Origin of the sequence: Bradyrhizobium sp. HKCCYLS2038 (assembly GCF_051167655.1) — a bacterium.
Lineage (GTDB): Bacteria > Pseudomonadota > Alphaproteobacteria > Rhizobiales > Xanthobacteraceae > Bradyrhizobium.
Genome location: NZ_JBNPTM010000001.1, coordinates 255,576 through 277,842 on the forward strand (window position 1 = coordinate 255,576; position 22,267 = coordinate 277,842).

Annotated in this window: 21 protein-coding genes; 10 read left to right on the forward strand and 11 right to left on the reverse strand. The window is 66.5% G+C overall.

Annotated features, from left to right (window positions below):
- Window positions 1–10 precede the first annotated feature (10 nt).
- From ACQR1I_RS01150 to ACQR1I_RS01160, 3 genes are all read right to left on the reverse strand, one after another.
- A complete protein-coding gene (locus ACQR1I_RS01150; protein WP_434865358.1) occupies window positions 11–2,023 on the reverse strand; it encodes a carbohydrate porin in 2,013 nt (670 codons plus the stop codon).
- 329 nt (window positions 2,024–2,352) lie between these two features.
- On the reverse strand, window positions 2,353–2,631 hold the full coding sequence (locus ACQR1I_RS01155) for a hypothetical protein (RefSeq protein WP_434865359.1): 279 nt from the start codon (window positions 2,629–2,631) through the stop codon (window positions 2,353–2,355).
- A 147-nt stretch (window positions 2,632–2,778) separates the two neighbouring features.
- The gene (locus ACQR1I_RS01160; RefSeq protein WP_434865360.1) at window positions 2,779–3,594 is read right to left on the reverse strand and encodes a creatininase family protein; all 816 of its coding nucleotides are present in this window, start codon (window positions 3,592–3,594) and stop codon (window positions 2,779–2,781) included.
- 92 nt (window positions 3,595–3,686) lie between these two features.
- Between ACQR1I_RS01160 and ACQR1I_RS01165 the strand changes: the two genes are divergently transcribed.
- The 7 genes from ACQR1I_RS01165 to ACQR1I_RS01195 all read left to right on the forward strand — a co-directional run bounded on the left by ACQR1I_RS01165 (window position 3,687) and on the right by ACQR1I_RS01195 (window position 10,248).
- A complete protein-coding gene (locus ACQR1I_RS01165) occupies window positions 3,687–4,712 on the forward strand; it encodes an ABC transporter substrate-binding protein (RefSeq protein WP_434865361.1) in 1,026 nt (341 codons plus the stop codon).
- 25 nt (window positions 4,713–4,737) lie between these two features.
- Complete coding sequence (locus ACQR1I_RS01170; protein ID WP_434865362.1) at window positions 4,738–5,538, forward strand: ABC transporter ATP-binding protein; 801 nt, start codon at window positions 4,738–4,740, stop codon at window positions 5,536–5,538.
- 83 nt (window positions 5,539–5,621) lie between these two features.
- The gene (locus ACQR1I_RS01175) at window positions 5,622–6,350 is read left to right on the forward strand and encodes an ABC transporter permease (protein WP_434865878.1); all 729 of its coding nucleotides are present in this window, start codon (window positions 5,622–5,624) and stop codon (window positions 6,348–6,350) included.
- Window positions 6,350–7,333, forward strand: a complete 984-nt coding sequence (locus ACQR1I_RS01180; protein ID WP_434865363.1) for a 2-hydroxyacid dehydrogenase — start codon at window positions 6,350–6,352, stop codon at window positions 7,331–7,333. Before ACQR1I_RS01175 ends, ACQR1I_RS01180 begins: the two co-directional genes overlap by 1 nt.
- A gap of 92 nt (window positions 7,334–7,425) precedes the next feature.
- Window positions 7,426–8,025 carry an AprI/Inh family metalloprotease inhibitor gene (locus ACQR1I_RS01185; protein WP_434865879.1) on the forward strand — a complete coding sequence of 200 codons (600 nt, stop codon included), beginning with the start codon at window positions 7,426–7,428 and terminating at the stop codon, window positions 8,023–8,025.
- Between the two features lie 141 nt (window positions 8,026–8,166).
- Complete coding sequence (locus tag ACQR1I_RS01190; protein ID WP_434865364.1) at window positions 8,167–9,819, forward strand: PAS-domain containing protein; 1,653 nt, start codon at window positions 8,167–8,169, stop codon at window positions 9,817–9,819.
- 99 nt (window positions 9,820–9,918) lie between these two features.
- The gene (locus ACQR1I_RS01195) at window positions 9,919–10,248 is read left to right on the forward strand and encodes a hypothetical protein (RefSeq protein WP_434865365.1); all 330 of its coding nucleotides are present in this window, start codon (window positions 9,919–9,921) and stop codon (window positions 10,246–10,248) included.
- 41 nt (window positions 10,249–10,289) lie between these two features.
- On the opposite strand, the gene ACQR1I_RS01200 is transcribed toward ACQR1I_RS01195, so the two are convergent.
- Window positions 10,290–11,660, reverse strand: coding sequence for a PLP-dependent aminotransferase family protein (locus tag ACQR1I_RS01200; RefSeq protein ID WP_434865366.1), 1,371 nt, complete (start codon window positions 11,658–11,660; stop codon window positions 10,290–10,292).
- A 154-nt stretch (window positions 11,661–11,814) separates the two neighbouring features.
- Between ACQR1I_RS01200 and ACQR1I_RS01205 the strand changes: the two genes are divergently transcribed.
- A complete protein-coding gene (locus tag ACQR1I_RS01205; RefSeq protein ID WP_434865367.1) occupies window positions 11,815–12,675 on the forward strand; it encodes a DMT family transporter in 861 nt (286 codons plus the stop codon).
- Window positions 12,676–12,720: 45 nt separating this feature from the next.
- Here ACQR1I_RS01205 and ACQR1I_RS01210 read toward each other — a convergent pair whose 3' ends face one another.
- Genes ACQR1I_RS01210 through ACQR1I_RS01225 form a run of 4 tightly spaced genes read right to left on the reverse strand, consistent with a single transcriptional unit; the run spans window position 12,721 to window position 16,678 of the window.
- Window positions 12,721–13,749 (reverse strand): DUF4261 domain-containing protein, encoded by a 1,029-nt coding sequence (locus ACQR1I_RS01210; protein ID WP_434865368.1) that lies wholly within the window; start codon window positions 13,747–13,749, stop codon window positions 12,721–12,723.
- Window positions 13,750–13,774: 25 nt separating this feature from the next.
- On the reverse strand, window positions 13,775–14,488 hold the full coding sequence (gene radC / locus ACQR1I_RS01215) for a RadC family protein (protein WP_434865880.1): 714 nt from the start codon (window positions 14,486–14,488) through the stop codon (window positions 13,775–13,777).
- A 52-nt stretch (window positions 14,489–14,540) separates the two neighbouring features.
- Window positions 14,541–15,086, reverse strand: a complete 546-nt coding sequence (locus tag ACQR1I_RS01220; protein ID WP_434865369.1) for an MAPEG family protein — start codon at window positions 15,084–15,086, stop codon at window positions 14,541–14,543.
- 44 nt (window positions 15,087–15,130) lie between these two features.
- Entirely contained in the window at window positions 15,131–16,678 is a 1,548-nt protein-coding gene (locus ACQR1I_RS01225; protein ID WP_434865881.1) for an alpha/beta fold hydrolase, read from the reverse strand.
- A gap of 142 nt (window positions 16,679–16,820) precedes the next feature.
- Between ACQR1I_RS01225 and mddA the strand changes: the two genes are divergently transcribed.
- Together mddA and ACQR1I_RS01235 are read left to right on the forward strand one after the other, a co-directional pair.
- On the forward strand, window positions 16,821–17,606 hold the full coding sequence (gene mddA / locus ACQR1I_RS01230) for a methanethiol S-methyltransferase (protein WP_434865370.1): 786 nt from the start codon (window positions 16,821–16,823) through the stop codon (window positions 17,604–17,606).
- A gap of 185 nt (window positions 17,607–17,791) precedes the next feature.
- Window positions 17,792–18,982, forward strand: coding sequence for an MFS transporter (locus ACQR1I_RS01235; protein ID WP_434865371.1), 1,191 nt, complete (start codon window positions 17,792–17,794; stop codon window positions 18,980–18,982).
- On the opposite strand, the gene ACQR1I_RS01240 is transcribed toward ACQR1I_RS01235, so the two are convergent.
- From ACQR1I_RS01240 to ACQR1I_RS01250, 3 genes are all read right to left on the reverse strand, one after another.
- The gene (locus tag ACQR1I_RS01240; protein ID WP_434865882.1) at window positions 18,983–19,786 is read right to left on the reverse strand and encodes an intradiol ring-cleavage dioxygenase; all 804 of its coding nucleotides are present in this window, start codon (window positions 19,784–19,786) and stop codon (window positions 18,983–18,985) included. It abuts the gene before it with no gap.
- 96 nt (window positions 19,787–19,882) lie between these two features.
- Window positions 19,883–20,707 carry a type I methionyl aminopeptidase gene (gene map, locus ACQR1I_RS01245; RefSeq protein WP_434865372.1) on the reverse strand — a complete coding sequence of 275 codons (825 nt, stop codon included), beginning with the start codon at window positions 20,705–20,707 and terminating at the stop codon, window positions 19,883–19,885.
- Between the two features lie 101 nt (window positions 20,708–20,808).
- The gene (locus tag ACQR1I_RS01250; protein WP_434865373.1) at window positions 20,809–22,128 is read right to left on the reverse strand and encodes a mechanosensitive ion channel family protein; all 1,320 of its coding nucleotides are present in this window, start codon (window positions 22,126–22,128) and stop codon (window positions 20,809–20,811) included.
- Between the last annotated feature and the right edge of the window lie 139 nt (window positions 22,129–22,267).

Genomic DNA, 22,267 nt, shown 5'->3' on the forward strand with positions numbered 1-22,267 from the left:
AGCCCGCCCCTCAGAAATCCCCGTGCAGGCGGCCGGAGAAGATCGAGATCGGGCCGCGGTCGGCGTTGTAGGCGGGGTTGTTGACGAACTGATAGTCGGCCGTGAAGGTCAGGTATTTGTTGATCGAATAGGCGTAGTAGGCCTCGATGATGTTCTCGCGGCGGTAGTTCAGCGCACCGTCGCCGATCAGCGGGCCGAGGCCGCCGGCGGCGAGGAAGTCGCGATGATCGCGCGACAGGCCGTTGGTGACGCCGGCGAGGCCGATGGTGTCGTCGGGACGGCCCCAGCGATTGCCCTTGATCGAGGTGCCGAACGACAGGCTCGAGTCGATGTCGGTGAACGCCATGATCTCGGTCTTGCCGTTGTTCCAGCTCCAGCGCCCGAACAGGCCGACGTCGTCCGACAGCGCCTGGTCGAAGCTCACCACGTAACCGTATTTGGGTCGTCCGCGGCGGGTCTGGCTGATGTCGAGATTGAGCGCGGGATTGTCGAGCGTCTCGCGATAGCTGCCGGAGAAGGTGTTGTTGAAGAAGCCGATGGTGCGCAAATGGCCCGGCTGCGAGAACAGCTGGTAGCGCGTCTCCAGCTCGACGACGTAGCTGCCGCGGCGGAAAACCCGCGTGTCGAAACTGTTCGAGTTCGAGGTGGCGTCGACCAGGAAGTAGCCGGTACGCAACGCCCAGTTCTTCTGGTTCAGCTCGGCGGTCGCGCCATAGGTCAGGCCGAGCTTGTCGGCGGCGTAGTCGAACGCACCGGGCGCCCAGATCGACCAGTTCATGAAGTCCTTGCGGGCGTCCTTGGCGTAGGCATTGCCATCGAACACGTCGAGCACCGGGAATTTGCCGATCTGGAAGGTGAGCCGCGAGATGTCCTGCTTGCCGGAGAGCTGCAGCTGGCCGCTTCCGATCTGCTCCTGCTCGCCGCCGAAGCCGAACGTCTGGCGCAGGAACAGCCGCGAGGTGTTGTAATGCGGGTAGGGGAAGTCCGACTTCTGCGCCTCGCCATTGGAGAAGCCGCCGAGCCCGACCGTGTTGCTGAGGCCGAAGCCCTGCAGCAGCTCGGGATTGTAGTAGACCTCGCCGCCGTCCCACAGCCGCGCATTGATGAACAGGCTGTTGCTCCAGGTCTCCTGGAATTGCCGCGCCGGCGTCATGCTATTGGGGCCGGTATAGGCGGCGCGGAACGCCGGATAGCCCTGGCCGATCACGGTGGCCTGGCCGTGGATCTCCCAGCGGTCCGACTCGGTGTCCGACGGATCATGCTTCAGCTTGAGGCCGGGACCGGCTTCGAAATCGAGCTTGCGATTGAGCCCGACCCGCAGCGTCTGGAATTCGAGCGCGGAGTTGTAGCTGGCGCCGTTGGAGAAGCGGACGCCGCCATTCTCCAAGTGGTCGTAGAGATATTCGAGCCGCCAGCTCCAATGCGGCGCGAAGGCGCGCTCGATGCCGGCTCCGGCGACCCAGCCGAGCCGGGTCGCGAGCTGCTTCTCGTCGTTGCCGGCGGCATCGGTGTTGATGAAGCGCCCGCCGGTCCAGGCGAGACCGCCGGTGGCGTAGATCAGCCAGTCGCCGTTGGCGTAGCCGACCCGTCCCCGCGCGGTGGCGACATAGTCCCACAGCTCGGACACGTTGGAGCCTGGCGTGCCGAGCATCGCCACCGTGTGGTTGGAGGTCAGATAATTCGGGAAGCTGAAATCGCCTTCGAGGCCGAGCAGCAGCCCGGAGCGGGTGACCCAATTGTAGCCGGCCTGCACGCCGCCGGTGAGCCCATTGAACCGGCTGTCGGCGTTCGCCACGCCGGTCGGATCGACCAGAGACGCCGAGGCCCGGTCGCGGGTGTAGCCGGCATGGACACCCACATAGAGTCCGGTCCAGTCGAACACCCTCTGCGCCATCCTGGCCTTCACCGGCAGATCGGCTGCTGCCGCCGGCACCACGACGGATCCGAGCGCCGCCGCGGCCATGGTGCCGCCAAGGATGGCGCCGGCAACGATCATCTCCCTGGTGCAGTTCGAACGAATCATGATGGCAAAGTCCCAGGCAAGCAGACGCGACGCAGACCTTAGTCAGAACCTCATTGCCTGCACACAGTCACGCGAAGATTACAGAACGGCCCATCTTCGATCACAGCTGTGGGTCTCCTGCGGCGGAATGTGGATAAGCTTTATTGCAAATAATTTGCAACAGCAAGACATGACGCCGCGTCGTCGGAGTGTTCCGACGGCCACCTGTGGCGCGCTTGCAACAAACAAAAACCCGCCCGGGGGCGGCCGGGCGGGGGAGATATCGGATGGGGCGAGTGGAGCAGACGGTGGACTTGGCAGAGACGCCAGGCGGGGCGAGCGCCTCAGCATCAATAGCCGCACGTCCGGACGCGGCCGACATACTGGCCATACACGTTGTACTGCGGCACCCAGTGGCAATAGCGATATCCGTTGCTGTAGTAGTAGCCATCGTTGCTCGCGGCGATGGCGCTGCCGACGACGGCGGCTCCGACGATGCCGGCACCGACGCCCCAGCCCCAGCGGTGATGGAAGCCGTGGGCTTCGGCAGGCGTGGAGGTCGCGGCAATGCTGCCGGTGACGGCGAGCGCGGCAAGCGCGACGGCGGCAATCTTGGTCTTGATCGACATGGTCTTGGCTCCTGTTGTCTGTTGCGGCGGCCCGGTGCTGGCCGCTTGACAGATTGGACGGGGTCTTCGCGAAAGCGGTTCGATTCGTCCTGTCGCGGTCAGGGCGAGATCGAAATTCCTCAGTTGGTTTCGTGGCTTGCGCCGGATTTAGCGGTCCGCGAGAGGGCCTCCGCCGAGGCTGTTCACGTCGAAGTTATCGACGTCCTCGAGCAGGGTGCAGAACGCAAGCGCGCCGTGATCGAGCAAGCGCTCGCCGTTCTCGGCAGACGCCTGCGTCGCATCGCCGACCGCCCCGCTCGCATTGAGATCCTGCGTCTGCCAGGCCATCGGCGCCGGCCGCTGGGTCGACAGCACGCGATTCTTCTGCTCCATCGCAGCGCCGGACGAGACGAAATCGGCGATCGCATCGCCGCGCACCAGCGTGGGGTGGCGTGCGAGCATGATCGAGGTCTCGACCGCGCCGCCATGGATGCCGTGACGCAGCTCGTGCTCGGAAAACAGGCCGTCGGGCGCGCCGAAGCGCGACCACGACGTCGTCACCACCAGCATGCGATGCGCCGCGCGCAGATCCTGCGCGACCAGGCTCATCGCGGCGCTGTTGCCGCCATGGCTGGTGACGATGACGAGCTTGCGGATGCCGGCGCGCGCGACGCTGTCGCCGAGCGCCCGCCAGCTCCGCAAGCCGACCTCGGTCGGCAAGGTCAGCGTGCCCGGATAGTCGATATGCTCGGTCGAGATGCCGACCGGCTGCACCGGCAGGAAGGTCACCGGGAGGGTCGCCGGCAGCAGCGCCCGGACACGGGCGAGATAGGCGTCCGCGATGTAGACGTCGGTGCCGAGCGGCAGATGAGGGCCATGCTGCTCGGTCGCCGCGAGCGGCAGCACCGCGATCCAGCGCGCCGTCTCGGGCGTTTCCAGAACGGGCCATCTCAACTCGGTCCAATCGCGGGGCGGGGCGGTCATCGCGCGGGTAGTTTCCTTCGTGCGTCGGGCAGGGTAATTATCACCCAATCAATCTTAACATGTTCAGCCAGAAAGAACCGGGGAGACCAGACATGGCGCAATCGCTTCTGTCGCGAACGTTAATGGCGGCATGGCTGGTGGCAGGTGCGATGATTTCCGCCGCCCAGGTCCAGGCCCAGACCCTGGACAAGGTCTCGTTCGGCACCAATTGGGTCGCCGAGGCCGAGCATGGCGGCTTCTTCCAGGCGGTGGCCGACGGTACCTACAAGCGCTACGGCCTCGACGTGACGATCGTGCCGGGCGGTCCGAACGAGAACAACCGCATGCTGCTGATCTCCGGCAAGATCGAGTTCTTCATGACGGCCAACACCCTGATGGCGTTCGACGCGGTCGCCAACAACGTGCCGGTGGTCTCGATCGCGGCGATGTTCCAGAAGGACCCGCAGGTGTTCCTGACGCATCCGGAGTCCAAGGTCACCAAGCTCGAAGAGCTCAAGCCGCTGACTTTGTTCGTGTCCAAGGAGGGCATCTCCAGCTACTATCAATGGCTGAAATCCGAATACGGCTTCTCGGAGAAGAACGTCCGGCCCTATACGTTCAATCCGCAGCCCTTCATTGCCGCGCCGCAGAGCGCGATGCAGGGCTACGTGACGTCAGAGCCGTTCGCGGTCGAACGCGCCGCTGGCTTCAAGCCCGGCGTGATCCTGCTCGCCGACAACGGCTTCAACACCTATTCGACCCTGATCGAGACCCGGAAAGACCTGATCGATAGCAAGCCGGATCTCGTCCAGCGCTTCGTCGATGCTTCCATCATCGGCTGGTACAATTACATCTATGGCGACAACTCCGCCGGCAATGCGCTGATCAAGAAGATGAACCCGGAGATGACCGACGACCTCCTGGCCTATTCGGTAGCCAAGATGAAGGAGTACGGCATCGTCGATTCCGGCGACAGCATGGACAAGGGCATCGGCGCCATGACCGAGGAGCGCATCACCAGCTTCTTCGACAAGATGGTGCGCGCCGGTGTCGTCAAGCCGACGGTCGACTACCGCAAGTCCTACACGCTGCGCTTCGTCAATAAGGGCGTCGGCGTCGATCTCCGGCCGAAGAAGTAGGGCGCGTGAGCGGCCCTGGCAGCAGATGAACTCGCCTCCAGCATCGGAGCGTACCGCCGACATCGCGGTGCGCCTGCGCGGCGTGACCAAGGTCTACGATAGCGGCGTCGCCGCGCTCGGGCCGATCGATCTCGCCATCGGCAAAGGAGAGTTCGTCTCGCTGCTCGGCCCCTCCGGCTGCGGCAAGTCGACCGCGCTGCGCCTGATCGCCGGCCTGATCGGGCCAAGCACCGGGGCGATCGAGATCGCGGCGGTGTCGTCGCAGACCCATCCCGGTCATCGCATCGGCTTCGTGTTCCAGGAGCCGACCTTGATGCCCTGGACCAGCGTGCGCGCCAATGTCGGCCTGCCGCTCAAGCTCGCGCACGTGCCGGACGCGGAGGCGCGGCCGCGCATCGATGCGGCGCTGGCGCAGGTGGGGCTCGCCGATTTCGCCGACGCGTTCCCGCGCGAATTGTCCGGCGGCATGAAGATGCGGGCGTCGCTGGCGCGCGCGCTGGTGACGCGGCCGGACATCCTGCTGATGGACGAGCCGTTCGCGGCGCTCGACGAGATCACGCGCTTCCGGCTCAACAACGATCTCCTGGCGCTGTGGCGCAGCCTGAACATGACCGTCCTGTTCGTCACCCATTCGGTATTCGAATCGGTCTATCTGTCGCAGCGCGTGCTGGTGATGACGGCCCGGCCTGGCCGCCTCAGCGACGAGCTCCGGATCGAGACCGATGCGCGCGACGATGCGTTCCGTGCCTCGCCGGTCTACGCGGAGTATTGCCGCCGCGTGTCGGATGCGCTGGCGCCGGCCTATACCGGGGTGCATGCGCTGTGAGCGAGGTGGGGGTGAAAGCCACATCCGGCGCCGGCGCACGGCTGGCGAGCTTTGCCTTTCCGGCCGTGGTTTTCTTGGGCGCGATGACGGCGTGGGAGCTGGTGGTGCGCATCAACGGCATCCAGCCTTATGTGCTGCCGGGGCCGCTCCTGGTGCTGAAGACGCTCGTCGCCGACTGGGACATCCTGGCGCAATCGCTGCTGACGACGCTTGTCACCACGCTCGAAGGATTCATGGCCGCCGCGCTCGGCGGCATCGCGCTGGCGCTGCTGTTCAACCAGTCGAAATGGCTGGAATGGGCGCTGTTTCCCTATGCCGTGGTGCTGCAGGTGACGCCGGTGATCGCGATCGCGCCGCTGCTTCTGATCTATCTGCCGCAGCAGACCGCGGTCGTCACCTGCGCCTGGATCGTCGGCTTCTTTCCGGTGCTGTCCAACACCGCGCTCGGGCTCAATTCGGTCGATCGCAATCTCGCCGGACTGTTCCAGCTCTACGGCGCCTCGCGCTGGCAGACGCTGCGTCATCTGAAGCTGCCGGCGGCGCTGCCCTTCATTCTCGGCGGCCTGCGCATCGCCGGCGGCCTGTCGTTGATCGGCGCCGTGGTCGCCGAGATCGCGGCCGGCAGCGCCGGCGCCGGCTCGGGCCTCGCTTATCGCATCGCGGAATCCGGCTATCGACTCAACATACCCCGCATGTTCGCAGCGCTGGTGCTGCTGTCGGTGGCCGGGATTGTCATCTATGGCTTGCTGGCGCTAGTTTCGCACCTCGTTTTGCGGCGCTGGCATGAGAGCGCGCTTGGAAAGGATAGCTGATGGCGGCCACTTCGTCTGACAAGGTCGATGTTCTGATCTATGGGCCGCTGCGGCCGATCCTGGAAAAAGGGTTTCCGGACAGCTTCAATGTGCACCATGCGACGACGCAGGCCGATCTCGAAGCGCTGCCGGCGGACGTGAAGGGACGGATCCGCGGCATCGCGGTGACCTTCCACACCGTCAAGACCGACGCCGCCGTGATGGCGATGCTGCCGAAGCTCGAGATGATCGCAAGCTTCGGCGTGGGTTACGACCACATCGCAGCCGCCCATGCCGGCCAGCACGGCATCATCGTCACCAACACGCCCGACGTGCTGACCGAGGAGGTTGCCGACGTCGCGCTGGGCCTGCTGATTTCCACCTGCCGCGAGTTCATCAAGGCCGACCGCTTCGTGCGCTCCGGCGAGTGGAGCGCGAAGGCCTATCCGCTCAGCGTCGGCTCGCTACGCGACCGCACCGTCGGCATGGTCGGCATGGGCCGCATCGGCCAGGCGATCGCGCGCCGGCTCGAGGCGTCGCTGGTGCCGGTCGTCTATCATTCGCGCAATCCGGCGCCGGGCGTCAGCAACAAGCACTATCCCGACCTGTTGCAGATGGCCAAGGACGTCGACACGCTGGTCGTCATCGTGCCCGGCGGCGCCGGCACCAACAAGATCGTCAACGCCGAGGTGCTGAAGGCGCTGGGACCGCGCGGTGTGGTCGTCAACGTCGCCCGCGGCTCGGTCATCGATGAGGCGGCGCTGGTGGATGCTCTGCAGTCCGGCACGATTCTCGGGGCCGGCCTCGACGTGTTCGAGAAGGAGCCGGCGGTGCCCGACGCGCTCAAGGCGATGGACAATGTCGTGCTGCTGCCACACATCGGCTCGGCTGCCATCGTAACCCGCAACGCGATGGATCAGCTGGTGATCGACAACCTCAAGGTCTGGTTTGCCGGCAAGCCACCGCTGACGCCCGTTCCGGAAACGCCGGTGAAAGGCCGCTGATGAAAAGCTTGCTCCCATTGCTGGTCGTGCTGCTGTCGTGTTTCGCCAGCGCCGCGGCCGTCGCCCAGGATGCGACCAGCCTGAAGAAGGCGATGATCGGGCAGTGGGAGCTCGCGACCACCGAGCGCAGCAAGACCTGCGTGGTCACCCTCAAGCCCGACGCCGCGCCGCGCGGGCAGAAGCTGGAGCTGGAGCCGAGCTGCGCCACCGCGCTGCCCTTCACCAAGGACATCGCCGGCTGGAACGTGAAGGGGCTCGGCGACATCGTCAGCCTGCAGTCCGCCAATGGTGAAGCCGTGATCGACTTCACCGAGGTCGAGGCCGGCATCTTCGAGGGCCTGCGCCAGGGCGAGGGCGTCTACATCCTGCAGAACCTGGCGGCGGCGCGCTCGCTCGCCAAGTCGATGGACCAGATGATCGGCGACTGGGCCATGGTCCGCAACAACGGCGCGACGATCTGCAGCCTCGTGCTGACCAACAACGACGCCGGCAACGACAATTTCCAGGTGTTCGTGAAGCCGAAATGCGATCCCACCGTCGCAGCCTTCGCGCCGACGCAGTGGCGGCTCGAGCACGGCCAGATGATGCTGATGTCCGACCGCGGCGAGACCTGGCGGTTCGAGGCCGATGACAATGCGCAGTGGCGGCTGGTGCCGGACAGCGCCAATCCGCTGATCATGTTGCGGCAGTAAGGCCGGGCGCGGCGGCCTCAGGCGGCGCAGTTAACGAATTCTCAATCCGCGTTAACGCTTCGTTGCGAGTTGCTCCTGCGATTTGAACGTGTCGTTTACGGATCTTGCGTCTGATGGTTGTCCCTGAGCCGGGAGCCAGCCATGCAGACGTCGTTGCGCAGGTTCATCTCGTCGCTGCCGTCGTTCAGCCTCAACGACAAGATCTCCGCGGCCGCCGCCGCCTTCGCCGTGCTGGTCGTGCTGTCGACGCTGGGGGGCCTGTCGGCTCTCCGCGAACAGCGTGTGTTCTATGACCGGCTCGAACAGCTCTCCGCCGCAGCGCGTAACATCGAGCGCACCAATGCACTGATCTACGCCGTGGTGATGGAGTCGCGCGGCATCTACATGTCGCTGGATCGCAACGTCGCGCGGCGCTACGCCGACTCGCAGCTCGCCAAGATTGCGCAGCTCGCCAAGGTCGTCGAGGAATGGGAAGCCCAAGTCCGCGATGAGGACGCCGCGCTGTTCGCCCCGTTTCGCAAGCGGGTCGATCAGTTCATCGCCTTCCGCACCGAGATGGCACGCCGCACGATCTCGGTCGGATCGTCGGCGGCGCGCGAACTCGGCGACAATGACGAGAACCGCGCGGTGCGCACGGCGCTCAACGAGGACCTCGAGAAGCTGTCGCGGCTCTATGACGGCCGCATGCGCGAGCTAGGCGAAGTCGTCGATGCGCGCGGCATCGCCTCGTTCTATCTCGCCGGTCTCGGCCTGCTCCTCGTCGGGCTGATCGCGGCTGCGGCGTTGGCCCTGCGATGGGGCGTGCTGATTCCGCTGCGGGAAATCGCTGATGTCACCGACCGCATCGCCGCGGGCCGCATCAAGCTGATGATTCCGCATGCGCGGCGGCGCGACGAGATCGGGCATGTCGCGCACGCCGTCGAGACCTATCAGAACGGCGCGTTCCGTCTGCAGGAACTCGAGGAGCACGAGATCGAGATCGAACGCCAGTACACCGACATTCTGCGCGACCACGAGCGGCTGGAGCAGGGCGCGCTCAGCAGCCAGCAGCGCCTGGACGCGGCGGTCGCCAACATGGCCCAGGGCCTGATCATGCTCGACAGCTTCGGCTACGTGCTGATGGTCAACGATCAGTACCGCAAGCTGTACAGCGTTCCGGCCTCGATCGCGAAGCCCGGCGCGCATCTGCGCGAGATCCTCGCCCATCGTGCCAAGCTCGGTCTGCTGCGCGAGAAGCCGTCGGAATTCCTTGCCGCCCTGCGCGAGCGCATGAAGCAGGGCAAAGCCGAGATCGTCGAGGTCGAGCTCGCCGACGGCCGCATCATCCGCATCTCGGAGCGCCCGATCGCCGGCGGCGGCTGGATCGCCACCCATGAGGATTTCACGGCGCAACGCCGCAATGAGCGCGTGCTGGCGCGGGCGGAGTATTTCCTTGCTGCGCTGCTGGAGAACATTCCGCAGGCCGTGGTGGCAAAGGATGCGCAGTCGTTGCGTTACGTGTTCGTCAACCGCGCCACCGAAACCCTGTTCGGCCTGCCTCGCTCCGAGATCATCGGTCGCGCCGCGCGCGAGTTGTTTCCCGAGCCCACCGGCGAGCTGCTCGAAAGCTTCGATCGCGAGCATCTCGACGATGCCGCCGACCAGACGCCGAAGGCGCACAGCATCGAGACGCCGGGCAACGGCAGGCGCGACGTGGTCGTCCGCCGACTACCGGTGTCGGTCGGCGAAGGCGAGCCGAAATACCTGCTCAGCATCGTCGAGGACCGCACTCTGCAGCAGCGCGCTGCAGCATGACGGCCCGACGGTACCCGGAGTTCTCCTGCCTTGACTGCGCCTTGATCCCCATCAAGAACGGCCTGATCGGGCGAACGAGCCCGTAACGGAGACTTTTTCATGATCCGACGTCCGGGGATTTCCTTTTTCACCCGCTTCAGCGCCGCTGCGCTGCTGACGCTGGCGACCGTCGCGCCGCTGCATCAGGCTGCCGCGCAGGACGTGCTTGGTGGTGCGATTCTCGGTGGCGCCGGCGGAGCCATCCTCGGCGGTGCGATCGGCGGCGGGCGCGGGGCGGCGATCGGCGCCGTGATCGGCGCGGGCACCGGCGCTGCGATCGCGGCCGACGGCGAGCGTCGCCGCGGCGGCTATTATGCCTATCGCAACGGCTGCTACCTGCAGCGTGGCGACGGCGCCTATGTCCGCGTGCATCCGCGCTACTGCTACTGAGCCTGGACTGATCAGCGCGCGCTTGCGGCAGGCCGCGCCGGTCAGCGCGCGGCTTGGTGCTTCAGCGCGCGTTCCAGCGCGGTGAAGACGCGCCCATCCTCGCAATGCGCGATGTTGAAGCGCATCATCGTCGCCGCGGATCGTGCGGCGCTGAACACGTCACCCGGCGCCAGCACCATGTCATCCGCAAGCGCAGCCTGAGCGACATTGGTGGCCGTGCATCCGCTTGGCAGCCGGCACCACAGCTGAAAGCCGCCGCGCGGCATCAGCCAGGGCGTGATGCCGAGGCGCTGCAGCCGTGCGGCCACGCGCGGCCTGGTCCGTGCCAGTCGCGCCCGCAATTCGTCCATGTGCTTGCGGTAGCTGCCGCCTGTCAGCACCTGCGCCAGCGTCTCCGCCGCAAATTGTCCGGGGCCGCCGAAGCCGGTGGCGATCTGCAGATCGATCAGCGGCTCGATCCAGTCCGGTCGCGCCGCGATGTAGCCCGACCGCACCGAGGCTGACAGCGTCTTCGAGAAGCTGCCGATCAGGATCACCCGCTGCAATCCGTCGAGCGCGGCGAGACGTGGCGACGGCTCCAGCTCGAAATCGCCGTAGATGTCGTCCTCGATGATGATCATGTCGTGCGCGGCGGCGGCGTTGAGCAGCCGATGCGCCGTCTGCAGCGACAGCGTCGCGCCGGTCGGATTGTGCACGCCCGAATTGGTGATGTAGAGCCGCGGCCGCTCGGCTACGAGCACTGTTTCGAGTTGCGCGATATCGGGACCGGTCGGCGTCATGGCGACGCTGACGATCCGCGCCTGATGCGCCTGCAGGAGCGCCAGGAAATTGAAGTAGCAGGGATCGTCGACCAGCACCGTGTCGCCGGGACGCAGCAGCATGCGACAGATCAGGTCGATCGCCTGCGTGCCCGACGCGGTCAGCAGGATTTGCTCGCTGAACGCGTCGATGCCGAGCCCGGCAAGCCGGCCCTGCAGCACGCGCCGCAACGCTGGCGATCCGCGTGCCGCGCCATAATCGGTCAGGGCGGAGCCGCCGCCGCGCGCCAGCCCGCGGAGCGCGCGCCGTAACGCGTCCTGCGGCAGCCAGTCGGACGGCAGCCAGCCGCAGCCCGGTGTCGGCGTTGCCGGATCGGCATCGAGCGACTGCCGCGTCACCCAGAACGGATCGACCGCGCGCGACCGGCGCGGCTCCCGATCGGACAGCAGCAGTGGCGACGGCGCCGCGTCGACGACATAGAATCCCGATCCCCGCCGCGCGCGAATCACGCCCTCCGCCGCCAGGCGGTCGTAGGCTTCGACCACGGTCGCCGGCGCCACGCCCATGGTCGTCGCAAGGGCGCGGATCGACGGCAGGCGCTGCCCGGGCCCGAGCGCGCGCGTCGCCAGCCGCTGCCGGATGGCATCGATCACGGCTGCGGTTCGGGCGCCGGCTCGGCGCGGATCGGAGGGCTCTGGACGCAATTGTATCGCTTTGAGTATCAGTACAGTTTGGCTGAATTGTATTGATTTGTGGCTATCCGGGCAAGGCGTCCCGCGGTAAGCCGAACCCGCACGGAGGGTAGCGATGAAGGGTTCGGTCGAGGGCTGGGGCAGCGGCGCCATCGGGATGACGATCTTCAGCGGCTCGCTGCCGGCGACGCGGGCGGCGCTCGAAGGTTTTGCGCCGCTTTTCCTGACCGGCGCGCGAGCCACGCTCGCGGCGCTGCTGGCAGCCTTGTGCCTCGCCTGGCTGCGCCAGCCGCGTCCGGCTCGGCAGGATTTCGCTTCACTGGGGATCGTCGCGCTCGGGGTGGTCGTTGGCTTTCCGCTGCTGACGGCGCTGGCGCTGCAGCACATCACCTCGGCGCATGCGATCGTCTTCCTCGGGCTGCTGCCGTTGTCGACCGCGCTGTTCGGCGTGCTGCGCGGCGGCGAGCGGCCGCGGCCGCTGTTCTGGCTGTTCGCCGGTCTCGGCGCCGCGGCGGTGTCGGGATTTGCCTTGTCACGCGACGGCGCCGCATCGCCGGTCGGGGATCTCGCGATGATCGCCGCGGTCCTCGTCTGCGGTCTCGGCTACGCCGAAGGCGCGATGCTGACGCGACGGCTCGGCGGTTGGCAGGTGATCTCCTGGGCGCTGCTGCTGGCGTCGCCGGTCATGCTGCTGCTGACGCTGATCACCCTGCCGGACATCTCGCAACCCGTCACGACGGCGGCGTGGCTCGGCCTCGCCTATGTCTCGGTTTTCAGCATGTTCGTCGGCTTTGCCTTCTGGTACCGCGGCCTGGCGCGCGGCGGCACGGCGACCGTGGGACAGCTGCAGCTGCTGCAGCCGTTTCTCGGCCTCGCTCTGGCGAGCCTGCTGCTGCACGAGCCGGTGTCAGCCGCGATGGTTGTTGCCGCTGCCGTGGTGGTCCTTTGCGTCGCCATGGCACGCCGCTGGGCGTGAGCCGTGGCGAGGCGCGAGGTGGCGGAACTCACCGCCTGGCCGGTTCTACCACTGCCACCATCGCTTCTTGCCGGAGATGGCGTTGAGGCGCGCCACCGGAAACGGGACGAACACGCCGTCCCGCGCATAGGACACCTTGAATGCGGGACTCTCGCCTTCAACGCCGATTGTTTCCCCATCGAGCAGGGACTTGCCTGAGCCAAGCAGATATTCAGCCGTCGCGTAGGCATGCTGCATGAGAAGGCGCGGCTCAAGGCTGCATGCGGGATATTCCAGATCCAAGAGGCCGAAGAAGTGCAGCCCGAGAGTTCCCCCGATGATGCGCGGCTGGTCGCTCTTGGACTTGTCCGGATACATCAGGATGCGAATCCAAAACGGGACGGCATTCGCATCCTGTCTGCCGATGGTCTCGGTTGCTCTGATGAAGCCTGCCGCACTGATCGAGTTCGTTCCCTCCACCCACTGAACCCCGATAAACGAAATGAGACGGGCGATAGCGGCCGTCGCTAATGTCACTGCCCTTGCTTGAGCGAGAGCAGGCTCGCGTTGGGAAACATCACGGGTCGCAGCGACGATGATGTGCGCGCTCTGCCTGGCCGTATCGGCTTCGAACGACGGCCAGATGTGATTGGCGTAGTGCTCTCGTTCGACCACCTGCAACTCGGCCGGCGCGGGGATGGATGTAACGGAGATCGGCTCATCGTTGATGTTGATGATGATGTCAGCGCCGACCGCCGAAGCCGCCGTTGATCCCATCGGAAGGTGGATCTTGGTCCCGGGGGCGAGTTGCTCGAGCTGAGCTTGGATCTGAGACGCCGAAACGGACTGGGGATGTTCGAGCAAAAGACGGGCGGAAAACTGCATTTTAAATGACCTGGGCCGACGAATGGCCTTTTCTGAGCATTGGTTGTATTTGTGAGGGGTGTTCGCGCAGGCGTTGGTCAACGTTGCGCCGGTGGCGTGTTGGTAGTCTGCTTCATCTTGGCGAGCGTGACAGGCAATAACCAGGGATTTTGTCGCTCGATTGTCCGAGTTGTCGAGGGCCAGCCGCTTGGCATGTCGATGATGCCCCACCCAGCATTTGCCGAAAACGACAGCCTCACATCAGCCCTGAGCCCTTCAGGCTCGTATGTCCGTTCTTGCCGACGATGATGTGGTCGTGAACGGTGATGCCGAGCGGCTTGGCGATGTCCACGATCGTCTTGGTCATGCGGATGTCGGCCTGCGACGGCGTCGGATCGCCGGAGGGATGGTTGTGCACCAGGATGATCGCGGTGGCTGACAGTTCCAGCGCGCGCTTGATGACCTCGCGCGGATAGACCGGGGTGTGGTCGACGGTGCCGGTCTGCTGCACCTCGTCGGCAATCAGCTGGTTGCGCTTGTCGAGGAACAGCAGCCTGAACTGCTCCTTGTCGGCGAACGCCATGCTGGTGCGGCAATAGGTGATGACGTCCTGCCACGACGCCAGCGCGTGCTTCTGCCGGACCTGGCCGCGCGCGATCCGATGCGCGGCGGCCGCGATCAGCTTGAGCTGCGTGATCGACGCATCGCCCAAGCCTTCGATCTCGCGCAGGCGCGGCTCGGGCGCATGGACGACTTCGGCAAACGATCCGAAGGTCTTGATCAGCGCCTTTGCCAGCGGCTTGACGTCGCGGCGCGGCAGCGCCGGAAACAGCGCCATCTCCAAGAGTTCGTAGTCGTTGAGCGCGTCGGGACCGGCGCTGTGGAAGCGCTCGCGCAGCCGTTGCCGGTGGCCGTGATAGTGCGGCGTCTCCGGCGGCGTATCGGTGGAGGGAAGGGCTTTCTCGGGCATCGGCATCAGCATGCCCTTGCTCGGCGTTTTTGCAACCTCGAAGTGTTCGGGCTCAGGCGGTGTGCCCCGTCAGCACCAGAACGATGCCTGCGATCAGCGAGAAGGCTGTCGGGTAGAACGTCAGCGCAAAGCCCAGGGCGCGGCCCGCCGCGCCGCCGGCATAGCCGACCCAGAACAGCAGCCGTCCCAGCCCGAACAGCACCACGAGCGTGATCAACAGCGGCGCCGGGTTCGGCAGCGTGGCCGCCAGCCCGAGATGGACCCCGACCGCCAGCACCGCCTGCTCCAGCGTGTTCTGCAGGATCGCATTGCCGCGCCGGACGGCATCGCTCGCCGCGGTGCTGGCACTGCCGGCGATGTCCTGCGCCGAGAAGAAGCGCAACCGGGCGACGTTGCCGATCGATGCGAGCAGCCAGACGACCACGAACAGATCGAGCTTCAAGGCGAGTGCGAGCCGCTCGGCCGCCGGTTGTGCCGGGCCTTCGGCCTTCCACAACGCAAATGCGATCGCGGCGATCGCGATCAGAGCGGCGACGGCCATGCCGGCGGCGACCTGTCTCTGCTCGCGCCGGAATGCTGCATCGTCTGGTAGGGCCATCGAGTCCCTTTCTTGTTTGGACGACATCGGTCGCGCCGTCCCGGTTAGGCCGGGAGGCGGCTGATGAACGCCTGGATACTGGCAAGCACCGGCTGCTGATCGCCAGCGAACATCCAATGATCAGCGCCGTCGAGTTCGACGAAGCTCGCCTGCGGAATGTGGGCGGCGAGATCACGGCCGGCACCGACCAGCACGGCGCGGTCGCGGCGGCGGTGCAGCACCAGGGTCGGCGCTGCGATCCGGCCGAGCAGATCGCGGACATCCATGTCCCGCAACGCCTCGAGCAGGCCCTTGATGGCGCCCGGGCTGGAGGATGCGCGCAGCAGGCCCGCCCACCAGGCGCGCGCCTGCGGATCTCTGGCGAGGCTCGGCGCGAACGTCTCGATGCCGGCCGGTCCGCCCCATTCCGCGACGAGCTGTTGCAGCCAGATGTCGTATTGGGCGGCCTGCAGCGCGTGCGGATAGTCCGGCGTGGCGCTGCCCTTGGCGAGCGAGGCGAACAGGATCAGGCCGGCGACCCGCTCGGGATGATCGGCGGCGAAGGCGATGCAGGCCGGGCCGGCCTCGGAGGCGCCGAGCAGCAGCGTGCGCCGGCTGCCGGCAGCATCCAGCACGGTCGCAATGTCGCGCGCGGTGGCCGCCACACTCGGGCTGAAGCCGACCCGGTCGGAGAGCCCGATGCCGCGGCGGTCGAACAGGATCAGCCGGCCCATTCCCGCGAGCGAGGAGAGCAGGGCCCGGCCGCGCGGCTCCTCCCAGATGCGTTCGACATGCGACACGAAGCCGGGCAGCAGCAGGATGTCCGGCGGGCCCTGGCCAAAGGTCTGGTAGGCGAGGTGGACGCTGCCGCCGCGAACATAGCGGGTCGGTGGAACGGTCTCGCCTCCGGCTGCGTCAGGCTTCAGCAGCGCCAGCGTGTCGGCCTCGGGAGCGACGCCGAGTTCGTCGCGCAGACGCTGCGTCAACGCCTCAAGCTGACGCTCGGCCGCCGCGCGGTCGCCAGCCAGCAGCAGGCTGCGGATCAAGGCGCGGCCATAGACCTCGCTGAGCGGATCGAGCGCGACGAGGCGGTGCGCATGGGCGGCTGCCGCAGCGTGGTCGCCGGCGGCGCTGCGGTCCTGCACCACGCGCTCCAGAGCCTGCACCGCCCGTCCGCGCAGCGCCTCGCGGCGGAAGAAGGCCCATTCGTCGAACTGCGGGCTGTCGCCGGGACTGAAGCCATCGAGGAAATCCCCGGTGTAGAGCCGGCAGGCCAGCTCGAACTCCCCGCGATCGCAGGCGGCTTCGAACAGCGCGGAGTCGACCTCCAATGCGACCGTCGCCGCCCATCGAATGGTCGACCGGTCGATCGTCAGGCATCCGTCGCCGAGCGTCAGCTGGATCCGGTGCAGCAGCCGGCGCAGCCGCGCCCGCGCGACGTCCTCGGCGCTGTCAGGCCAGAGCATCGCGACTACGGTGTCGCGCGCAATTGGGCCCTTGGACTCGGCCAGATAGACCAGCAGGGCAAGGCCCTTGCGCAGCGACAGCGGACAGGTTTGGCCATCGCGCTGCAACTCGGGGAAGCCGAATGTCCGGACGTGGAGCGGAACCATCATGGGACCTGCATGAGCGCGTCCGGGGGACGCTTGGGGGACGGTCGTTTGCTACGGCTCAGGCTGGCGAACGACGCACGCGATCGACCGATCGGGCGCGGCGATTTCGGTCAGGCCGTCCTCGATCAACAAGGAAATCAACATGTCCGGTCGTCTCCTCATCCTATTCTACGCCGTTACCAGCTATGCGCTTTTTCTTGTGTCATTCGTGTGGGCTGTCGGTTTCGTCGGAAATATCAACTATCTGACCCCCAAATCGATCGACGTCGGCGTGTCCAGCCCTGTCGCTGAGGCCGTCATCATCGACATGCTGCTGCTCACGCTGTTCGCGGTCCAGCACAGCGTGATGGCCCGTCCGGCCTTCAAGCGCGCATGGACGCGCATCATTCCGCCGGCCTGCGAGCGCAGTACCTATGTCTTGCTGTCGAGCCTGGTCCTGCTGCTGCTGCTGTGGCAGTGGCGGCCGATCCCCACGCTTATGTGGCGCGTCGACGGGGCGGCGGCGATCGCGCTGACGGCCCTGCAGTGGCTCGGCTGGCTGATCGCGCTCACCTCGACCTACCTGATCGATCATTTCGATCTGTTCGGGCTGCGCCAGGCGATCTTCGCCCTGCGCGGGACTGAACCGCCGGCGCATCCGTTCAAGACGCCGCTGCTGTATCGCCTGGTGCGCCATCCGCTGATGCTCGGCTTCCTGATCGCCTTCTGGGCCACGCCGGAGATGTCGGTCGGCCATGTGCTGTTCGCGGCGCTCAGCACCGCCTACATCCTGGTGGGCGTGCAGCTCGAGGAGCGCGACCTCATGGCCCAGTTCGGCGACAATTATGAACGCTACCGCCGCCGGGTTCCGATGCTGCTGCCGCGGATCGTCGGAGGCCGGGGGAGCGCGGACGGCGAGCCATCGCCGGCGCCGCGCGCGAACCCTTGAGGCGAGAGCGATCGCCTCCGTGCAGGGCAGGCCATGCGTCTCCGCATGGCCACGCAGACGTGAATTGGTGCTGTCGATCTCAGGACCTATGTGCGCCTTGAATGTTGCGATGCAAAATCGCGTCTCGACAGCTCCCGTTCTCGCGGGCCCAATGGCCCGCCGCCCCTGCCTGAGAGAGATCTGCGTTGACCACCCTGACGTCCGAGTCCGCCGATCCGTTGTCGGCCTGGATCACGCTGCTGCTGGCCTTCTCCTGCGGGCTGATCGTCGCCAACATCTATTATGCGCAGCCGCTGATCGGGCCGATCAGTGCCGAGCTCGGGCTGCGGCCGCAGCTCGCCGGCTTGCTGGTGACCATGAGCCAGATCGGCTATGGCGCCGGGCTCCTGTTCGTGGTGCCGCTCGGCGATCTCATCGAGAACCGCAAGCTCGTTATTGCAACGATTGTGGTCGGCGCTGCCGCGTTGGCGGCGGCTTCGCTGTCGACGCAGCCGTCGACCTTCCTGTTGTCGGCGCTCCTGATCGGCTTCGGGTCGGTCGCGGTGCAGATCCTGATCCCCTATGCCGGGCACATGGCGCCGGAGGCGATCCGCGGCCGCACGGTCGGCAACGTCACCACGGGACTGATGCTTGGCATCATGCTGGCGCGCCCGCTCGCGAGCTTCGTCGCGGCCCATGCATCCTGGCACGTGATCTACGCGGCGTCGGCGGCCGGCATGCTGATGCTCGCCGTGCTGCTGCGGGTGGCGCTGCCGCCGCGCGAGCCGCGGGCGCGGCTGAGCTACGGCCAACTGCTCGGCTCCATAGTCCAGCTCTACCGCGACACGCCGGCGCTGCGCCGCCGGGCGCTGTACCAGGCGGCGCTGTTCGGCGGCTTCAGCGTGTTCTGGACCACCGCGCCGCTCCTGCTCGCAGGGCCGGATTTCCGGATGTCGCAGACCGGCATTGCGCTGTTCGCGCTCGCGGGCGTGGCCGGGGCGATCATGGCGCCGGTGGCCGGACGCATTGCCGATCGCGGCTGGACGCGGCCGGCGACGATCGCCTCGATGCTGATGTGTGCGCTGGGCTTCGCGCTGACGCTCGTGGTTCCCCTGGGGACGACATGGTCGCTAGCGGCGCTGGTGACCGCCGCGATCGCGATCGATTGTGGCGCGCAGCTCAGCCTGATCCTCGGCTATCGCGTCCTGTTCATGCTCGGCGCGGGCCAGCGCAGCCGGCTCAACGGCCTCTATATGACGACCTTCTTCGTCGCGGGCGCTGCCGGCTCCGGCCTCGGCGCGTTCGCCTATGCGCATGGCGGCTGGACGCTCGCGGCCACGCTCGGCACGGCGCTGCCGCTGGCCGCCTTGACCTATCAGTTCACCGAGCGCAGCTGATCAGAATGGGTTGCGCTTGAGGCCGGGCACCAGCGCGGCCAGACGGTCCTTGATCCAGGGCACTGGCGGCAGCTTTCCCGTGGGCATCTCGACCGCCGCGGCCGGCTTGCGGCTCACTGCCAGCGTCAGTGTCGCGAGATAATGGTCGCGCTCTTCCTTGATCGCGCAATACGCCCGGTGATCGGGATCGGCCTCGGTGGCGACGCGATCGTTGGCATTGATGACGAGCCGCTGCTTCGGCCGTCCCGTGTAGTCGGGCACGTTGGTGTAGATGAACTCGTTGAGTGCTTCGGGGAAGAACGTCTGCCCGGTCAGCACCTTGGCCTCGTCGAGGAACACCCGGAAGTGGATGTGCGTGGCGCGCCCCGCATACCAGCCGGGATAGATGGTCCTGAAGCCGGCCCAGCCCGCGGCATCGGCCATCTGCGTGCCGCGCAGATAAGTCTTGCCGCTCTCGTCGAGCTTGTGGCTGTCGCTCTGGCCCGGATAGCCCGAATAGACGCCGCGGGCATCGCAATGCCAGACGTCGACGCGCGCGCCCGCGATGGCCGTGCAGGACCCGGCCTCGATGACGCGCAGGCGCAACGCCAGCGGCACGCCGGGACGGCCTTCGGTGATATCGGCGCGCAGCAGCTTGGGATCGAGGTAATAAGGCCCGGATTCGGATTGCGGCGTCAGCAGACAGGCGTCATCGGCTGCGGTCGCTGAGACCTGTGTCTCCGACGCCGCGCGGGCCGCTGGCGCGAGCAGCGCCGCGCCGGACGAGAGCAGGCCGAGGACGCCCCGGCGCGTTGCATTGGTCAGAGCGGCCTCCCGCGATCGCCTTGCGATGGAGCGGCAGTCGAGCAAGCCCCGATGGCAACAATCGGACGCGCGGCGGCGACGTCGGCTGGCGGCCGCTCACACCTGCGTCAGCGGCCTCTCGCCATGGCGCTCGGACAGCGTGAAGATCTCGACGCCGTCATTGGTGACACCGACCGAGTGCTCGAACTGCGCCGACAGCGAGCGGTCGCGCGTCACTGCTGTCCAGCCGTCGGACAGGATCTTCACATGCGGCTTGCCGAGATTGATCATCGGCTCGATGGTGAAGAACATGCCGGGCTTGAGCAGCACGCCCTCGCCGGGACGGCCGACATGGATGATGTTCGGCTCGTCATGGAACAGCCGGCCGAGACCGTGGCCGCAGAAGTCGCGCACCACGCTCATCCCCTGCGGCTCGACGAAGCTCTGGATCGCATGGCCGATGTCGCCCGTGGTGGCGCCGGGTCTGACCGCTGCGATGCCGCGCATCATCGATTCGTAGGTGACCTCGATCAGCCGCTCCGCCTTGCGCGAGATCGGGCCGATCGCATACATCCGGCTCGAATCGCCGTACCAGCCGTCGACGATGAAAGTGACGTCGATATTGATGATGTCGCCCTCTTTCATCGGCCGGTCGTTCGGCATGCCGTGGCAGACGACGTGGTTGATCGAGGTGCAGGTCGAGTAGCGGTAGCCGCGGTACATCAGCGTCGCCGGATAGGCGCCATGGCTGAAAGCGAACTCGCGCACGAGATCGTCGATCCGCGAGGTCGGCACGCCCGGCTTGACGACGTCGGTGAGTGCATCGAGGCACTTCGACACCAGCGCGCCGGCCTTGCGCATGCCGGCAAAGCCGCTTGGGCCATGCAGCTTGATCTGGCCATTCTTGCGCGCAGCGGTGTCGGTGGCTTCGATATAGCTCATGGACCTGTTTCGTTCCCGAGGATGTCGTGGGGTGATCGCCTAATTTAATGATCGTGCCGGCCGGTGCAAGCCGGGTCTGCACGGCCGGATCGGCCGGGCGCCTAGCCGGTCGGGACCTCGACGGTGGTTTCCACCGGCAGTGCGCCGCCGCGAACGCGAAGCTCTCGCACCGGATAGGGCACCCGGATGCCTTCGCGCTTGAACGCCTCCCACAGCGCCAGCATCACCTCGCTCTTGACGCTGTCCATATAGCTGGGGTCGGCGATCCACGTGGTCAGCGAGAACTTCATGCCCGCCTCGGTGAACTCGGTCAAAAGGCAGTTCGGCGCCTTGGATTTCAGCGTGCGCGGCATCTCGCCGGCGATCTCGGTGGCGAGCTTGCAGACGACGCGCGGGTCGGCGTCGTAATTGGTGCCGAAATTGACCTTCACCAGCGTGTTCTTGTCGGTATAGGTCCAGTTGGTGACCTTCTGCGTCACCAAATCCTCGTTCGGGATCAGGAACTCGCGGCCGTCACCGGCGGCGACCGAGATGTAGCGCGTGTTCATCGCGCTGATGCGCCCCGAGCTGTCGCCGATGGTCACGAGATCGCCCGGCTTCACCGATTTGTCGGCGAGCAGGATGATGCCGGCGACGAAATTGGCGACGATGCGCTGCAGGCCTAGACCGATACCGACGCCGGCGGCGCCGGAGAAGATCGCCAGCGCCGACAGGTTGATGCCCACGGCGCTGATCGCGATCGCGACGCCCAGAATCATCAGGCCCATGCGGACCATCTTGATCAGCAGCACCTGGATCGACGGCGTCAGGTCGGTGGAGCGCGTGATCCGGCTCTCGACGAAGTTGCTGGCGACGTTGGTCAGCCAGAGCACCGCGAGCAGCAGCACGCCGAGCTTGATGACCAGGAGCGGCGTCAGCCTGAGGCCGCCGAGCACGACCGAGACAGAGTCCAGCGCGTCGACGACGTTGTCGAGCTGGCCGATGATGCTGAGCGCGGCGACCAGCCAGGCCGAGATCGACACGATCTGCACGATGAAGTGGCTTCGGATCACCGAGGTGATCAGGCGGATGACGAGCCAGGCCAGCGCCAGCTTGAGCGCGACGGCCAGCAGGTAGCTGCGGCTCGGCCACGTCCACAGCATCATGCCGGTGCGCGCGATCCGCATCAGGATCACGAACACGACCGTGGTGACGCTCTCCAGCAGCACCCGCAGCAGCTGCCGCAGCGGGCCCGGCCAGCCCATCGCCAGCGACGTCAGGTCGATGCGCGCGCGCACCGCCGCGCTCGCGGCGAACGCGATGCCGGCGCCGCTCAGCACGAGGCCGAGCTGAAGATAGAACCAGGGCGAGGTGACCTCGGCGCCGATCGAGCGGGCAATGGTCTGCAGGAATTCGAGAACGTCTTTGAGGTCGAGGTCCATCAGCGGGGTCTCGGAGAGGAACAGGGGCGCGGGCAGGCGCGGTCGGCGGGATTTAGTTCGTTTTCGTTACAAGCGATTGCCCTGAAATATACCCCGAACGCGGTCAAGGATGGAAAAATGGGCAAATCGCCGCGATATG